The 17,110-nt window shown below is 63.7% G+C and carries 9 protein-coding genes; 4 read left to right on the top strand and 5 right to left on the bottom strand.

Annotated elements, in window-relative coordinates:
- Position 1: 1 nt before the first annotated feature.
- Positions 2–154 (bottom strand): hypothetical protein, encoded by a 153-nt coding sequence (locus AX703_RS27275; protein WP_156451958.1) that lies wholly within the window; start codon positions 152–154, stop codon positions 2–4.
- A gap of 181 nt (positions 155–335) precedes the next feature.
- Positions 336–1,208 (bottom strand): hypothetical protein, encoded by an 873-nt coding sequence (locus AX703_RS07530; protein WP_062343486.1) that lies wholly within the window; start codon positions 1,206–1,208, stop codon positions 336–338.
- A gap of 439 nt (positions 1,209–1,647) precedes the next feature.
- On the opposite strand from AX703_RS07530, the gene rpoB reads away from it, so the two are divergent.
- The 3 genes from rpoB to AX703_RS07545 all read left to right on the top strand — a co-directional run bounded on the left by rpoB (position 1,648) and on the right by AX703_RS07545 (position 12,164).
- Positions 1,648–5,808: a DNA-directed RNA polymerase subunit beta gene (gene rpoB, locus AX703_RS07535; protein ID WP_062343487.1), complete on the top strand. Its 4,161-nt coding sequence runs from the start codon at positions 1,648–1,650 to the stop codon at positions 5,806–5,808.
- Positions 5,809–5,898: 90 nt separating this feature from the next.
- Entirely contained in the window at positions 5,899–10,182 is a 4,284-nt protein-coding gene (gene rpoC, locus AX703_RS07540) for a DNA-directed RNA polymerase subunit beta' (protein WP_039337853.1), read from the top strand.
- Between the two features lie 152 nt (positions 10,183–10,334).
- The gene (locus AX703_RS07545) at positions 10,335–12,164 is read left to right on the top strand and encodes a methyl-accepting chemotaxis protein (RefSeq protein ID WP_231735437.1); all 1,830 of its coding nucleotides are present in this window, start codon (positions 10,335–10,337) and stop codon (positions 12,162–12,164) included.
- Positions 12,165–12,176: 12 nt separating this feature from the next.
- Here the strand turns inward: AX703_RS07545 and AX703_RS07550 are convergent, their stop codons facing one another.
- Both AX703_RS07550 and glpX read right to left on the bottom strand, forming a co-directional pair.
- The gene (locus tag AX703_RS07550; RefSeq protein WP_156451959.1) at positions 12,177–13,766 is read right to left on the bottom strand and encodes a hypothetical protein; all 1,590 of its coding nucleotides are present in this window, start codon (positions 13,764–13,766) and stop codon (positions 12,177–12,179) included.
- A 189-nt stretch (positions 13,767–13,955) separates the two neighbouring features.
- Entirely contained in the window at positions 13,956–14,939 is a 984-nt protein-coding gene (gene glpX, locus AX703_RS07555; RefSeq protein ID WP_156451962.1) for a class II fructose-bisphosphatase, read from the bottom strand.
- Between the two features lie 408 nt (positions 14,940–15,347).
- Between glpX and AX703_RS27280 the strand changes: the two genes are divergently transcribed.
- A complete protein-coding gene (locus AX703_RS27280; protein WP_156451960.1) occupies positions 15,348–15,626 on the top strand; it encodes a hypothetical protein in 279 nt (92 codons plus the stop codon).
- A 12-nt stretch (positions 15,627–15,638) separates the two neighbouring features.
- On the opposite strand, the gene AX703_RS07565 is transcribed toward AX703_RS27280, so the two are convergent.
- Complete coding sequence (locus AX703_RS07565) at positions 15,639–16,946, bottom strand: homoserine dehydrogenase (RefSeq protein WP_062343491.1); 1,308 nt, start codon at positions 16,944–16,946, stop codon at positions 15,639–15,641.
- Positions 16,947–17,110: the final 164 nt, after the last annotated feature.

The following is a 17,110-nucleotide window of genomic DNA, read 5'->3' on the forward strand; positions in this document are numbered from 1 at the left end:
GTCAGGCGGCGAGCGGGAGCTGGTAGGTCGCCATGACCGGACCATCGGCGAGCGCGAACGGGGCAGAGCCGGCATCCACCGTCGGCAGCCACAGCGTGGCGGCCAGCAGCAGCGAGAGGATCGCGGCGGCGGTCTGGGGAAGCAGGCGGGACATGATCGTTCTCCGATAAGGTCGATATCGATATTCAATAATGTCGATCCGCCTTATCGTCAATCAATAATATTGAAAAACGATATATCGCTTATCGTTTTGCGACGTTGCCGCGCATTTGCCATGCAAAAAGGCCCCGTCCAGCGGACGAGGCTCATTTGTCCTTGAGGGGTTTTGGAAGGGTTCAGGCCTGCGCGTAGTCCGTGCGAACCTCGGGCGCGACCTGTTCGGGGCGCGTGGTCGGCACTTCGCTGCGTGCGGCCATCGATTGCACCATGATCCGCGCACGGCGGCGGCGCGCCTTGCGCGACTGGAACGGGTTGGCATCGTCTGGCGGAGACGCAACGATGCGTTCGATCAGGGCTTCGCGCTCGCTCGCGGTGCGGGTGCTTGCAGCCGACATGGCGTATGTCGGGGTCGAGGGTCGCTCGGGCGGCATTGGCGGCGCGACGCGGCGCTCGGGCTGGGGCCTCAGACTGGGCCGGGTTGCCACCGAGGGCACGAAATCCACATCTTCCGCATACACGCGACGGCGGCGGCTGACGGCAAGGCCCACGCCACCCAGCACGAGCAGGGTTGCTGCAGCGCCGACCGGCAGTACCCAGCCCGGTGCTGCACTGTCCGTGGCGACGTCTGCCGCAACGGGGGCTGCTGTCGTTGGCTCTGAAACGGAAGAAGGTGCAACAGCCGGGATGGGGGCCGGGACGGGGGCTGCGACCGGCGTTGGCGTCGATTCCGTTGCAGCTGCTGGCGCAGGTGCAGGCGCCGACTCACGCGCCACTGAACGCGGCGCGGGACGCGCGGCCGGTCGGGGCTGCGCGATCGGCGTGGCCACTGGCGTCGATGCGGTCGCGGGCTCAGGAACAGGCTCCGGCGTTGCAGTCGGGATCACGATGGTCGGAGCTGCCGGCGCGGGAGTCACGACAGGGGCCGCTGCCACAGGTGCATCAGTTACAGGAATAGTAACGTCCTGCGCATGGGCAGTTCCGGCAGTAAGCAGCAGCATGGCTGAAATCGCCATGGTGTTGCGGGGCGATATGGCGTTGATCTTGGTCATGAAGTGAAAACGCGACGAACCGCGCAATAGGTTCCGTATTGGCGACGAAACGAGCGGTTATTGCCCGTGAGGTGTCGCCACTTTGGTCTCCGCAACAATGTTTCACGGTTTCTGAACCGACGTTCATCGTTTAACGGAATTACTTGGCGGTGCCTCCCGTGGCTCCCGAAATGCCTTTGCGCCCTTTGACTTAACGATCGGCATTGCCTATATGCCGCCCCTGTCCAGCGCTTCGAGCAAGGCCGTCCCATGCGCAGGGGGTGGCTCGGGAAGGAGGCGCAGGGCAATCCATCTGACGCAAGAGGCTGCGGGCCATGGCTTCCGTTGAACGGGGTGCCGTGCGCTGTGCGGCCTTTCGCCGTTTGGTGGCCCATCGCCCGCGCGTGGCAGAATTTCCGCCGGTTTTCCGGCCATTTGTTGAAAGAGGCTCGCAACCTTTATGGTTTCCAAGACAGCCAGTCGTCCCGGTGTGAAGAAGCGCATCCGCAAGATCTTCGGGGACATCCACGAGGTCGTGCAGATGCCGAACCTCATCGAGGTCCAGCGCGAATCGTACGAGCAGTTCCTCCGCTCCGATCCGTCGATCGGCTATGTCTCGGGCCTCGAGAAAACGCTGCGTTCGGTCTTCCCGATCCAGGATTTCGCCGGCACCGCCAGCCTCGATATCAAGGAGCGTGACGGTTACGTCCTCGAAGCGCCGAAGTACGACGTGAACGAATGCCGCCAGCGCGGCATCACCTATGCTGCTCCGATGAAGGTCACGCTCAAGCTCGCCACCTTCGAGGTCGATGCCGAGACCGAGACCAAGTCGCTCATCGATATCAAGGAGCAGGACGTCTACATGGGCGACATCCCGCTCATGACCGAGAACGGGACGTTCTTCATCAACGGCACCGAGCGCGTGATCGTGTCGCAGATGCACCGTTCGCCCGGCGTGCTGTTCGACCATGACCGCGGCAAGACCCACTCCTCGGGCAAGTACCTCTTCGCGGCCCGCGTGATCCCCTACCGTGGTTCGTGGCTCGACTTCGAATTCGACGCCAAGGACATCGTCAACGTCCGTATCGACCGCAAGCGCAAGCTGCCGGTCACCGCGCTGCTTCATGCGCTGGGCCTGGACGACGAGCAGATCCTCCACCACTTCTACGACACCGTGAACTGGGCACGTGCCGAGGGCGGCTGGAAGGTGCCCTTCGTGCTCGAACAGTGGCGCGGATCGAAGCCGATGTTCGACATCGTCGATGCCAAGTCGGGCGAAGTGATCTTCCCGGCGGGCCAGAAGATCTCCCCCCGCGCTGCCAACAAGGCGGCCAAGGACGGGCTTGAAGAGCTGCTGATCCCGACCGAGGAGATCTTCGGCCGCTATGCCGCGCGTGACCTGATCGACGAAGCCACGGGCCGCATCTGGATCGAAGCCGGTGACGAAGTCTCGCCGGAAAACCTCGATCTGCTCGACAAGGCCGGGATCGACACGCTCGAACTGCTCGACATCGATCACGTCTCGACCGGTCCCTGGATCCGCAATACCCTCAAGGCCGACAAGGCTCCGGATCGCGACCACGCGCTGGCCGATATCTATCGCGTCATGCGCCCGGGCGAGCCGCCGACGCGCGAAACCGCCGAAGCGCTGTTCGATGGCCTGTTCTTCGATGCCGACCGCTACGACCTCTCGGCCGTGGGTCGCGTCAAGCTGAACATGCGCCTCGGCCTCGAGTGCGATGACAGCGTCACCACCCTGCGCACCGACGACATCCTCGCCGTGGTCAAGGAACTGGTGAACCTCAAGGACGGCAAGGGCGAAGTCGACGACATCGACAACCTCGGCAACCGTCGCGTGCGTTCGGTGGGCGAGCTGCTGGAAAACCAGTACCGCGTCGGCCTGCTGCGCATGGAGCGCGCCGTGAAGGAGCGCATGTCCTCGGTCGACGTGTCGACCGTCATGCCGAACGACCTGATCAACGCAAAGCCCGCCGTGGCCGCCGTGCGCGAGTTCTTCGGTTCCTCGCAGCTCTCGCAGTTCATGGACCAGACCAACCCGCTTTCGGAAGTCACCCACAAGCGCCGCGTTTCGGCACTTGGGCCGGGCGGTCTGACCCGCGAGCGCGCCGGCTTCGAAGTCCGCGACGTTCACCCGACCCACTATGGCCGCATCTGCCCGATCGAAACGCCGGAAGGCCCGAACATCGGTCTGATCAACTCGCTGTCGACCTTCGCGCGCGTCAACAAGTACGGCTTCATCGAGACGCCGTACCGCAAGGTCGTGGACGGCAAGGTGACCAAGGACGTCATCTATCTCTCGGCGATGGAAGAGCAGAAGCACACCGTGGCGCAGGCCTCGGCCGAGCTGAATGCTGACGGATCGTTCGTCGAGGAACTCGTCTCGGCCCGCCAGAACGGCGAATTCGTGATGAGCCCGCGTGACCAGATCACGCTGATGGACGTCAGCCCCAAGCAGCTCGTCTCGGTTGCCGCCTCGCTCATTCCGTTCCTGGAAAACGACGACGCCAACCGCGCGCTCATGGGCTCGAACATGCAGCGCCAGGCCGTGCCGCTGATCAAGGCCGATGCGCCGTTTGTCGGCACCGGCATGGAAGAGACCGTGGCGCGCGATTCGGGCGCTGCGATCTCGGCCCTGCGTTCGGGCGTGGTCGACCAGGTCGACGCAACCCGTATCGTGATCCGCGCCTCGGGCGATATCGAACCCGGCCAGTCGGGCGTCGACATCTATCGCCTGCAGAAGTTCGAGCGCTCGAACCAGTCGACCTGCATCAACCAGCGTCCGCTGGTGAAGGTGGGCGACCTGATCGAGAAGGGCGACATCATCGCCGACGGTCCGTCGACAGAGTTCGGTGAACTGGCGCTGGGCCGCAACGTGCTCGTCGCGTTCATGCCCTGGAACGGCTACAACTACGAAGACTCGATCCTGATCAGCGAACGCATCGTCAAGGAAGACGTCTTCACCTCGATCCACATCGAGGAGTTCGAAGTCATGGCCCGCGACACCAAGCTCGGGCCTGAGGACATCACCCGCGACATCCCGAACGTCGGCGAGGAAGCCCTGCGCAACCTCGACGAGGCGGGCATCGTCTACATCGGTGCGGAAGTTCACCCCGGTGACATCCTCGTCGGCAAGATCACCCCGAAGGGTGAATCGCCGATGACGCCGGAAGAGAAGCTGCTCCGCGCGATCTTCGGTGAAAAGGCCAGCGACGTGCGCGACACCTCGCTTCGCCTCCCGCCCGGCGTTGCCGGAACGATCGTCGACGTTCGCGTCTTCAACCGTCACGGCATCGAGATCGACGACCGTACCCGCGCCATCCAGAACGAGGAAATCGAACGCCTCGCCAAGGACCGCGAGGACGAGCGTGCGATCCTCAACCGCGCCACCTTCAACCGCCTGCGCGACATGCTGCTCGGCCAGGCCTCGGCTGCAGCGCCCAAGGGCATCAAGAAGGGCGAAGTCATCGACGAGCAGGTTCTCGCCGATGTCGAGCGTCACGAATGGTGGAAGTTCGCCGTCGCCGACGATGCACGCCAGCAGCAGCTGGAGGCGGTCAAGGCGCAGTACGACACTGCGGTGAAGGCGATCCAGGAGAAGTTCGAGGACCGCAAGGAAAAGCTCGAGCGTGGCGATGAACTCGCCCCCGGCGTGCTCAAGATGGTCAAGGTCTTCGTTGCCGTGAAGCGCAAGCTGCAGCCGGGCGACAAGATGGCCGGCCGTCACGGCAACAAGGGCATCATCAGCCGCATCCTGCCGCAGGAAGACATGCCCTTCCTCGAGGACGGCACGCCTGTCGACTTCGTGCTCAACCCGCTGGGCGTGCCTTCGCGCATGAACGTCGGGCAGATCTTCGAAACGCACCTTGGCTGGGCCGCCCGCGGTCTTGGCAAGCGCATTGGCGCGGCTCTCGATGCATGGCGCGAGGCCAACCCGAACCCCGAAGCCGGCCAGCCGCCGGAAGCGGTGCGCGAGCTGCTCAAGGAGATCTACGGCGACAACTATGCCGACGAGATCGACGCCCGCAACGACGCGCAGATCATCGACTTTGCCCAAGCTGTCCGCAACGGCGTGCCGATGGGCTCGCCGGTGTTCGACGGCGCGGTGGAAAAGGACGTGACCGACATGCTGCGTCTGGCCGGGCTCGATGAATCGGGTCAGGTCACGCTGTTCGACGGTCGCACCGGCGATGCCTTCGACCGCAAGGTGACGGTGGGCATGAAGTACGTGCTCAAGCTTCACCACCTGGTCGACGACAAGATCCACGCACGTTCGATCGGGCCGTACTCGCTCGTTACCCAGCAGCCGCTGGGCGGCAAGGCGCAGTTCGGTGGTCAGCGCTTCGGCGAAATGGAGGTCTGGGCGCTTCAGGCCTACGGCGCGGCATACACGCTGCAGGAAATGCTCACGGTGAAGTCGGACGACGTGGTCGGCCGCACCAAGGTCTACGAAGCGATCGTCAAGGGCGACGACACCTTCGAGGCCGGCATTCCCGAAAGCTTCAACGTGCTCGTCAAGGAAATGCGCTCGCTGGGCCTCAACGTCGAACTGTCGTCGCTCGATGACACGGATGACGACGGCCTCGCCGAGGCGGCGGAGTAAGGAACACGGGCGGCGGTTCTGCCGCCGCCCACCCCTTCGCACCAGAATTCACGTCCAACGCCCTTTCACAGGGCAAGGGAACGGCACCAAATGAACGACCTGACCAAATTCACCAACCAGCTCGCCAAGCCCGAGACCTTCGACCAGATCCAGATCGGTCTGGCGTCGCCTGAGCGCATTCGCAGCTGGTCCTTCGGCGAGATCAAGAAGCCGGAAACCATCAACTACCGCACGTTCAAGCCCGAGCGTGACGGCCTGTTCTGCGCGCGCATCTTCGGCCCCGTGAAGGACTACGAGTGCCTCTGCGGCAAGTACAAGCGCATGAAGTACAAGGGCGTCGTCTGCGAAAAGTGCGGCGTCGAAGTCACCGTCACCAAGGTGCGCCGCGAGCGCATGGGCCATATCGAACTGGCCGCGCCGGTCGCGCACATCTGGTTCCTCAAGTCGCTGCCTTCGCGCATCGGCCTGCTCCTCGACATGCAGCTCAAGCAGCTTGAGCGCATCCTCTACTTCGAAAGCTACGTCGTCATCGAGCCGGGCCTGACCCCGCTCGAGAAGTACCAGCTGCTGACCGAGGACGAACTGCTCGACGCGCAGGACGAGTATGGCGAAGACGCCTTCTCGGCCGGCATCGGTGCCGAGGCCGTCAAGCACATGCTGATGAACCTCGATCTCGAGCAGGAGCGCGACGATCTGATGGAAGAGCTGCGGACGACCAAGTCCGAGCTGAAGCCCAAGAAGATCATCAAGCGCCTCAAGGTCGTGGAATCGTTCATCGATTCGGGCAATCGCCCGGAATGGATGATCCTCGATGTCGTGCCGGTCATTCCGCCCGAACTGCGCCCGCTGGTGCCATTGGACGGTGGCCGCTTCGCGACCTCGGACCTCAACGACCTCTATCGCCGCGTCATCAACCGCAACAACCGCCTCAAGCGCCTGATCGAGCTGCGCGCGCCGGACATCATCGTCCGCAACGAAAAGCGCATGCTGCAGGAAGCCGTTGACGCGCTGTTCGACAACGGTCGCCGTGGCCGCGTGATCACCGGCGCCAACAAGCGTCCGCTGAAGTCGCTGTCCGACATGCTCAAGGGCAAGCAGGGCCGCTTCCGCCAGAACCTGCTCGGCAAGCGCGTCGACTATTCGGGCCGTTCGGTCATCGTGACCGGCCCGGAACTCAAGCTGCACCAGTGCGGCCTTCCGAAGAAGATGGCGCTCGAACTGTTCAAGCCGTTCATCTACGCGCGTCTTGATGCGAAGGGTCTGTCGATGACCCTGAAGCAGGCCAAGAAGTGGGTCGAGAAGGAGCGCAAGGAAGTCTGGGACATCCTCGACGAGGTGATCCGCGAACACCCGGTCATGCTGAACCGTGCGCCGACGCTTCACCGTCTCGGCATCCAGGCGTTCGAGCCGGTCCTCATCGAAGGCAAGGCGATCCAGCTGCACCCGCTCGTCTGCTCGGCCTTCAACGCCGACTTCGACGGTGACCAGATGGCCGTCCACGTGCCGCTTTCGCTGGAAGCCCAGCTCGAAGCGCGCGTGCTGATGATGTCGACCAACAACATCCTCTCGCCCGCCAACGGCAAGCCGATCATCGTGCCTTCGCAGGACATGGTGCTGGGCATCTACTATCTGTCGATGGACCGCGCCGGCGAGCCGGGCGAAGGCATGATGCTGGCCGACATGGCCGAAGTGCACCAGGCGCTGGAGGCCAAGGCCGTCACGCTGCACTCGAAGATCATCGCCCGCGTTCCGCAGACCGACGAGAACGGCAAGCAGTACCTCAAGCGTTTCGAAACGACGCCGGGCCGCATGCTGATCGGCGAATGCCTGCCCAAGAGCCACAAGGTTCCGTTCGAGATCGTCAACCGCCTTCTGACCAAGAAGGAAATCGGCGACGTGATCGACCAGGTCTATCGCCACACCGGCCAGAAGGACACGGTGCTGTTCGCCGACGCCATCATGGCGCTGGGCTTCCGCAACGCGTTCAAGGCAGGCATCTCGTTCGGCAAGGATGACATGATCATCCCCGACAGCAAGGATGCGCTGGTTGCCGAGACCAAGGAACTGGTTGCCGACTACGAGCAGCAGTACCAGGACGGCCTGATCACCCAGCAGGAAAAGTACAACAAGGTGATCGACGCCTGGAGCCGTTGCGGCGACCAGGTTGCGAATGCCATGATGGAAGAGCTCAAGAGCTCGCCTGTCGACGAGGCGACCGGCCGTCAGAAGCCGATCAACGCGATCTACATGATGTCGCACTCGGGCGCTCGTGGCTCCCCGGCGCAGATGAAGCAGCTTGCGGGCATGCGCGGCCTGATGGCCAAGCCCTCGGGCGAGATCATCGAAACCCCGATCATCTCGAACTTCAAGGAAGGTCTGACCGTTCTTGAATACTTCAACTCGACCCACGGTGCTCGTAAGGGCCTCGCGGACACCGCGCTGAAGACCGCGAACTCGGGTTACCTGACCCGTCGTCTGGTCGACGTGTCGCAGGACTGCGTCGTGATCGAGGAAGACTGCGGCACCGAGCGTGCGCTGGAAATGCGCGCGATCGTCCAGGGCGGCTCGACGATTGCCTCGCTGGGCGAGCGCATCCTTGGCCGTACCCTCGCCGAAGACCTGATCGAGGCGAAGTCGGGCGAGGTCATCGCGCAGAAGGGCGAACTGCTCGACGAAGCCGCGATCGCGAAGATCGAAGCTGCCGGCGTGCAGTCGGCCAAGATCCGCTCGCCGCTGGTCTGCGAAGCCCAGCAGGGCGTGTGCGGCACGTGCTATGGCCGTGACCTTGCGCGCGGTACGCCGGTCAACATCGGTGAAGCTGTCGGCGTCATCGCCGCGCAGTCGATCGGTGAGCCGGGCACCCAGCTGACCATGCGTACCTTCCACATCGGTGGCGCGGCGCAGGTCAACGAGCAGTCGCACCTCGAGGCGATCTCGGATGGTACCGTGGTCTACCGCGACATTCCGACGATCACCGACAAGCGCGGCCGTCGTCTGTCGCTGGCTCGCAACGGCGAAATCGTGGTCATGGACACCGAGGGCCGTGAGCGCGCGATCCACCGCGTGCCTTACGGTACCCACCTGCTGCACGAGAACGGCGCTATCATCTCGCAGGGCGATCGCCTGGCCGAGTGGGACCCGTTCACCCTGCCGGTGATCACCGAAAAGCCGGGTATCGTGCGCTATCAGGACCTTGTCGACGGCAAGACCCTGACCGAGCAGACCGACGAAGCCACCGGCATGTCGAGCCGCGTCGTCACCGAGAACCGTGCCGCCGGCCGGGGCAAGAAGGAGGACCTGCGTCCTCGCCTGACCCTGCTCGACGACGATTCGGGCGAAGCTGCACGCTACCTGATGGCTCCGGGCACCACGCTCTCGGTCGAGGACGGCCAGCGCGTCGAAGCGGGCGACATCCTCGCCCGTGCATCGCGCGAAGCCGCCAAGACCCGCGACATCACCGGCGGTCTGCCGCGCGTTGCCGAACTGTTCGAGGCCCGCAAGCCGAAGGACAATTCGATCATTGCCAAGATCGCAGGGCGCATCGAGTTCGTGCGTGACTACAAGGCCAAGCGCAAGATCGCGATCATCCCGGAAGAGGGTGAACCGGTCGAGTACCTCGTGCCGAAGAGCCGCGTGATCGACGTGCAGGAAGGTGACTACGTCAAGAAGGGCGACAACCTGATCTCGGGCTCGCCCGATCCGCACGACATTCTGGAAGTGATGGGTGTCGAGGCTCTGGCCGAATACCTCGTCGCGGAAATCCAGGAAGTCTATCGCTTGCAGGGCGTGAAGATCAACGACAAGCACATCGAGGTGATCGTTCGCCAGATGCTGCAGAAGGTCGAGATCACCAACGGTGGCGACACCACCCTGCTGCCGGGCGAACAGGTCGACCTCGAGGAGATGCTCGAAACCAACGCCAAGCTGGAAGAGGGCATGCAGCCCGCCGAAGGCAAGCCGGTGCTGCTGGGCATCACCAAGGCCTCGCTGCAGACGCGCTCGTTCATCTCGGCCGCGTCGTTCCAGGAAACCACCCGCGTGCTCACGCAGGCGGCCGTGGAAGGCAAGAAGGACTCGCTGATCGGTCTCAAGGAGAACGTGATCGTCGGTCGTCTCATCCCCGCCGGTACCGGTGCGGGCATGAACCGCCTGCGCGTCGCCGCCTCCTCGCGCGATGCCGCGCTGCGTGCCTCCTACCGCAAGCTCCAGGAATCGCTGATCGCTCCGGCGACAGCAGCGGAAGAGCATGCAGCCGAGCTGGCGCAAGGGCCGGAAGCAGCAATCGGTGACGATCCGCTGGCGGCGGTCGAGGGCGAGACCCACGGCACCGACGCCGATGCCGGCGATTACCTGATCGAGGGCGACGAGGCGTAAGGCTTCGTCGATCCGTCAGGGACAGTTTGAAGGCCTCGCCGGAGCGATCCGGCGGGGCCTTTTTACGTCTGCTTGACAGGGGCGCCGGGCTTCTACGGCAGTAGAACTTCCTACGCTCCTGACACGCCAATCTAACTTCGTTGCCTCATGCCATGTATACCAATCTCAAGGGACACGGCATGCTCAGTGAGCAGACTTCACGTGGCGCCAAACTGGTCGTCGCATTGATACTCGCGGCGATCCTGATCGTGGGCGTGGCGGTCAGCTATATTCGGTTCGGCGGACCGCTCCACAAGCAGAACCTGTTGCAGGACGAACTCCTGGCAGACATCCTGCCGCCGCCGGCGTTCGTCGTCGAACCCTATCTTCACGCCACATGGTCGCTGACCGACCCCGCGCGCGCCGTTCACGCAAAGGCGGAACTCGCCGAAGAGCGCGCGCTGTTCGAACAGCGCAAGGCCTATTGGGCCACGGCGCCTGTGCCTGATGAACTGCGCAACGAAGTGCAGGCCACCATCGGCACTGCCGATGCATTCTGGCAGGCCATCGACCAGCGATTTCTTCCGGCTCTCGAATCCGGGGATACCGCGACGATGCTGCGAGTCCAGCAGGAGGAACTTGCCCCTGCCTACCTGAAACAGCACGACGCGGTCGAGCGTCTCGTTGAGCGGTCCACCGCCTATCGCGCCGCGCTGATGGAAAATGCCAATCGCCTCGTGTTCATCCTGATCGCAGCGTTCGCGGCGATTGCCTGCGCTGTTCTCGCTATCGTGCTGTTTGCCGCCAGGATGATCCGGCAGCGCGTCGTTGCGCCGTTGGTCGAGACTGCCGGGACGATGCAGCGCATGGCCGAAGGCGATTACCGCGTTGAAGCCTCGGGGGCAGAGCGGAATGACGAGATCGGCGTGATGGCACGCGCCATTGGTGTTTTCCGGGAGAACGGCATGGCCCGGGCCAAGGCGCAGGAGGAGCAGCAGGCAGTCGTTGCGGCGCTATCGGCGGGCTTGGACTGCATGGCGCGGCAGAATCTTGAGTACCGCATTGATGAGGCGTTCCCGGAAAGCTACGAGGCCCTGCGCGCCAACTACAACACTGCTGTTGATGCGCTCGCATCGGCGATGCGCACGGTGCGGGTCGGAGCAGCCAGCGTGATGAGCTCCATCGCCGAAATCCGCGACGCCAGCGCTGACCTTGCCCACCGCAACGAACAGCAAGCCTCCAGCCTTGCGCAAACCGCAGGGGCCATGAAGGCCGTGACCGGGAGCGTACGCGAAACCGCTTCCGGCGCGCGCGACGTCCACGCTGCAATCAATTCGGCGCACGACGACGCCAGCAACGGTGGTGAAGTCGTTCGGCAGGCCATTGCTGCCATGGCCGCGATCGAAGCATCGGCGCAGGAGATCAGCAATATCATCTCGGTCATCGATGGAATCGCGTTCCAGACCAACCTGCTGGCCCTGAATGCTGGTGTCGAGGCCGCACGCGCAGGCGAATCCGGCAAGGGCTTTGCCGTTGTCGCAACCGAAGTCCGCGCCTTGGCCCAGCGCTCTGCCGAAGCGGCGCAGAACATCAAGACACTGATCGAGAACAGCACCAGCCAGGTGGAAGAGGGGGTCCGCCTGGTTGGCGAAACCGGCTCACGCCTGACCGGTATCGTCGATCAGATTGCGGCGGTGGACACGTTGGTCTCACAGATCGCCCAGTCGGCAGCCCGCCAGGCCCAGAACCTGGAGCAGGTCAACGATGCCGTTGCAGCGATGGACCGCATGACGCAGGCCAACGCCGCGATGGTCGAGGAATCCTCGGCAGCGACCCGGAGCCTTTCGGTAGAGGCCGAAGCCCTCACCACCCTCGTTTCCAGCTTCAGGACACGCGATCTGAAAACGCGTGCATCAACGATCGGAGACGCCACCCGCCTTCGCGGCAGTTCGGCTGCCGCAGCGCTTGGTCTGGAAACTGACGTCAGGAAATACGGAACGTGAGTAGCCGACGGGTCAGGCTGCTGCAGATTTTCCTTCGCCCGTGTCCTTGTCGCCCTCGTTCTGGCGCTTCTCGAACTCCTCGTCTGACATCTCGATAAGCTTGCGCGCCCCTTCGGAGTTGCGCTCTTTAAGCTTCTCGATGACGGCACGAATTCTTGCGCCGCGCTTCGGGAAATGAGGATCACGTACCAGCATGCGCAAGGTTGTCTCGGCCTGGTCGAACTGGGCGCGAGCCAGTTGCGAAGCGGCAACTTCTTCGCGGATGCCTCGATCGTATGGAGCGAGTTCCAGCGATCGTGCCAGGGCCTGAAGCGCGTTCGCGGTCGGCTTGATCCCCTGGCTGAGGAAAGTCTCGTAGAAATAGAGCAATGGCAGGGGATGGTCCGGGTCAAGGCTGTTCGCTTTCAGAAAGGCGGCGCGAACGGCGTTCCATTCCGCAGGACCTGGATGTCCCGCCTGCGCCTTGGCGAGCAGGCCACGTCCCTTCAGGATATGCGCATTGATCGCAGCGGGATCAGCGGCGAGAGCCCTGTCTGCCGCTGCGAGCGCAGCGTCGATGTTGCCCGCTTTCAGTTCTGCCTGGCCGAGAATGGTCTGCACCGTAGCATGGGCCGGATGCGTTGCCGCAACGGCTCTTGCATCAACTGCCAGTCCTGCTGCTTCGCTTTCGGCAACCCCACGAGCCAGGCGCATGCGCAATTGCATCGCGTCGGCCGTCGCCTGATCGACTTCGCGCACCTGGACGGGGGCGGGCGCAAGGGTTTCGCCCTTGATCAGGTAATAGGGCATCGTGACCTTGCGGCCGTAAGTCTGGAGATCGAGTTCGAGCTGCCGGAGATCGCCGAAGGCATCAATTGCCGCTTCCCGATCCGCAAGCCCGCGTGACAGTGCCGATGCATACTTCTGGAGCTGCCCCTGGCGCCCCGCATCGAAGGTCAGCATATGATAAAGCAGCCAGGCGCGGGGATAGAACTGGTCGAAAGCAATCTCGCGTCGCGCGAAGTAGGCCTGACTGTCGACCAGCATTTCTGCAGGTACCGTGACTTGATGCGTAAGCTGCCAACCGCGCCATTCCCCGGGCAGGCCCATGCCGACAGAGCCGTTCTTCTCGAAACGCGCGGTTGAAACGAACTCTGCAAATCCCTCGTTCAGCCACAACGGATAGAGGACCGACTGGTTTTCGGAAACGAAGTGATGCGCGTACTCGTGCAGCAGAACCCCTTCGGCAAACCCGTTCTCGCCCGTTTCCTGCACGTTGAACGGTGGCACGATCGCATAGGATCCACCCGCCACCGAGGCATAGAAGCCGCCGATGTAATTGCCGCCCTTGCCGAAAAGCCGCGAAACGTCGTTGGGCGATTGAACCATGTAGATCGTGACGCGATTCGACGGCGCGATCGGTTCGTCGCGGCGTCCGGTCAATTGCCGAAGGGCCGCGTCGAACCGCTCCAGCTTGCCAGCCATGATCCGCACCTGGTCCGCCCCTCGATCGGAATAGACCACGAAATGCCGCGATGATGCCTCGAACCATTTGGCCTGCGCCATGCTGGAGAACCCGAAAAGGGTAACCAAGCCAAGTGCGATCCGCATGATACTGTTCACGAAACTATTTCCCCGTACGTCACTGCGGTGCAGCCGAACCCGTTACTTTCAGGCTAGGTTGCGAAATGGCAGACGCAACAGAATTTTGCCAAATATAGACGACGTTACGACGATTCTTGTCTGACCAAGACAAGAAAAAGGCCCGGCAGCGCGATGCTGCCGGGCCTGGATTTCATTATCCGGCGTAGTTCACCGCCCCCTGCGGTGCTCGCCCTTGACCCAGCGCACGGTGCCGGATGAGGCGCGCATCACCACGCTTTCGGTGGTCATCACGCCGCTCTTGTGCACCTTGACGCCTGCCAGCAGCGAACCATCGGTCACGCCGGTGGCGGCAAAGATGCAGTCACCCTTGGCCAGCTCGATCAGGTCATACTGCTTGTTCAGGTCCTCGATGCCCCACTTGCGGGCGCGGGCCTTCTCGTCCTCGTTGCGGAACAGCAGGCGGCCCTTGAACTGCCCGCCAACGCAGCGCAGCGCCGCTGCGGCAAGCACGCCTTCCGGAGCGCCGCCAGTGCCCATGTACATGTCGACGCCGGTTTCCTCGTTGGTCACCGCGATCACGCCCGCCACGTCACCATCGGGGATCAGCTTGATGCCGCAACCCAGCGAGCGCAGCTCAGCAATCAGGGCAGAATGGCGCGGACGATCCAGCACGCAGACATTGATGTCGCCGGGAGCGACGCCCTTGGCCGCTGCCACGGCCTTCACGTTCTCGGTGGGCGACTTGTCGAGGTCGATGATCCCGTCGGGATAGCCGGGGCCACAGGCCAGCTTGTCCATGTAGACGTCCGGTGCGTTGAGCAGGCCGCCTTCTTCAGCCACGGCCAGCACGGCAAGTGCGTTGGGGCCATCCTTGGCGGTGATGGTCGTGCCTTCGAGCGGATCGAGAGCGATGTCGATCTTCGGGCCCTTGCCCGGCGCCGCGCCGACCTTTTCGCCGATATAGAGCATTGGCGCCTCGTCGCGCTCGCCTTCGCCGATCACCACGGTGCCGTCCATGTAGAGTTCGTTGAAGGCAGCCCGCATGGCTTCCACTGCCGCAGCATCGGCGGCCTTCTCGTCTCCACGGCCAATCAGGCGCGAGGCGCCAATCGCCGCGGCCTCGGTCACCCGGACCATTTCGAGCACGAGGACGCGGTCAAGAACCTGCGAAGCGGCGGGATTTTTGGTCATTTCGGTCACGATGGCTCCAGCTTGGTCGGGTGGTGACGAATCTAGCACGAGTATTGTCATGGTTCAGCCGATGTGCAGCATTTCCCCGGCAGACCCGGCTCGACGCGGCGCACAAGCTGTGCAAACGTATGCGCAAACATCACTATGTCTCGCAAAAGGCAATGCGTGGCACAGATGACGCTGGTGTGACCTGGCACTAGACGTGAGGTAAGGGTCTTGTCGAGACAGAGAGTGGCAGTTCTGGCAGGCCTTGCGCTTCTTTTTGGCGCGTGTCCCGCGTCTGCGCAGGATCAGGCGCCCGCGGCAACTCCGGCGAAGCAGGGGCCGGTCGTACCTGGTGCGGCGACCAGCGACGCGGAAGTTGCGCGAAACCTGCTGACCACTTCCCAGACCCAGCGGTGCAGGCCGATGCAGAGGTCTGACGGAACCATCTTGGTCTGCGGCGGCAAGGACGCGAGCGACCGCGAGCGCGTGCCGCTTCGCGACGAAACCGACGGCGCAAAGTCGACCGACGACGGCCTGCCCCGCGCGCCGAACGTCTCGGGCCTGCGCGATTGCAGCCGGGGCTGCATCGGCCTTGGCGGCAAGCCCCACGAGATCTACATGTTCGATATCAAGGCGCTGCCGCCGCCACCGCCGGGCTCGGACGCGGACCGGATTGCCAAGGGCGAAATCCCCGCGCCCTGACGGCGGCCGTCGTTATTCGCCGAGGATATGCATGACCAGCGGCGGCTCTGCCAGAACCGGTGAGCCATCAAGCAGGCGCAGCGCTTCGGTGATCGCGCTTTCCGGCCCTTCGTGCGTGACCAGCGAGACCATGACCGGCGCGTTGTCGGCCCCGCCCTTCTGGATCAGGCTTTCGATGGATACGCCCGCATCGCGCATTGCCGCAGTGATCTCGGCCAGAACACCGGGGCGGTCCGCGACGTTGAAGCGGATATAGGCCTTGCCGGTACGGTGGCCCACGTCTGCGGGAGCCGCATGATCGAGTTCGGCCACGGGAATCGAGAACGGCGCACCGATATCGCCGCGGGCAATGTCAATAAGGTCGGCCACGACCGCACTGGCCGTAGGGCCATCACCGGCGCCCGCGCCCTGGAACAGCAGGCGGCCGACGAAGTTGCCCTCCGCGACGACGGCATTCGTGGCACCATCGACATGGGCAAGCGGGTGGTCGCGGTGGACGAGATGCGGGTGCACGCGCTGGAACAGGCGGCGGTTGCCGGCGGCGTCGACCTCCGTCTCGGCCATGCCGATCAGGCGGATATAGTAGCCGAGCGCATCGGCCTGCGCGATATCGGCCGCCAGCACGCGGCGAATGCCGGTCGCTGCAACCGGCGCGAAGTCTACCGCGGTGCCGAACGCGATCGAGGAGAGGATCGAGAGTTTGTGGGCAGCGTCGATGCCGTCGATGTCGAAGGTCGGATCGGCCTCCGCATAGCCCTTGGCCTGCGCCTCGGCGAGGACGTCGGCAAAGTCGCGGCCGGTGTCCTCCATGGTCGAGAGGATGTAATTGCAGGTGCCGTTGAGGATGCCGTAGACCCGCGCGATCTCGTTCGCGGCAACGCCTTCCTTCAGGCCCTTGATGACCGGGATGCCACCGGCGACTGCCGCCTCGAACTTGAGAGCGACTTTCGCCGCCTCGGCCTTCGTCGCCAGTTCCACGCCGTGGTGCGCGATCATGGCCTTGTTGGCGGTGACCAGCGCCTTGCCTGCTTCGAACGTGGTGCGAGCCAGCGCGAGCGCCGGACCATCGGCACCGCCGACCAGCTCGACCACCACGTCGACGTCGGGCCGCTCGCCCAGGATGACCATGTCGTCTTCCCAGGCATAGCGCGAGACGTCGAAGCCCCGGTCCTTTTGGCGATTGCGCGCGCTGACGGTGGTAATGACGATCGGACGACCCGCACGCCTTGCGATGAGGTCCGCATTGGCCTCGATCAACCGGATTACCCCGCCGCCGACAGTGCCCAGCCCGGCCAGCGCGATGCGCAAAGGTTCGCTCATGTCATTCCCGTCCGCTGAAACTGGCAGATGCCATCAGCAAATTATGCCAATAACAGATTCTGCGCGGCGGGCCTTAGGAGACATGAGCGAGGCGGGCAACCTCGCGTTTGATCAGCGCTCCACTGCGGGCCGGTTGCGGCTGCACTCGCCAAGCTGGGCAATGA

This window comes from Novosphingobium sp. CCH12-A3 (genome assembly GCF_001556015.1).
GTDB classification, from domain to species: domain Bacteria; phylum Pseudomonadota; class Alphaproteobacteria; order Sphingomonadales; family Sphingomonadaceae; genus Novosphingobium; species Novosphingobium subterraneum.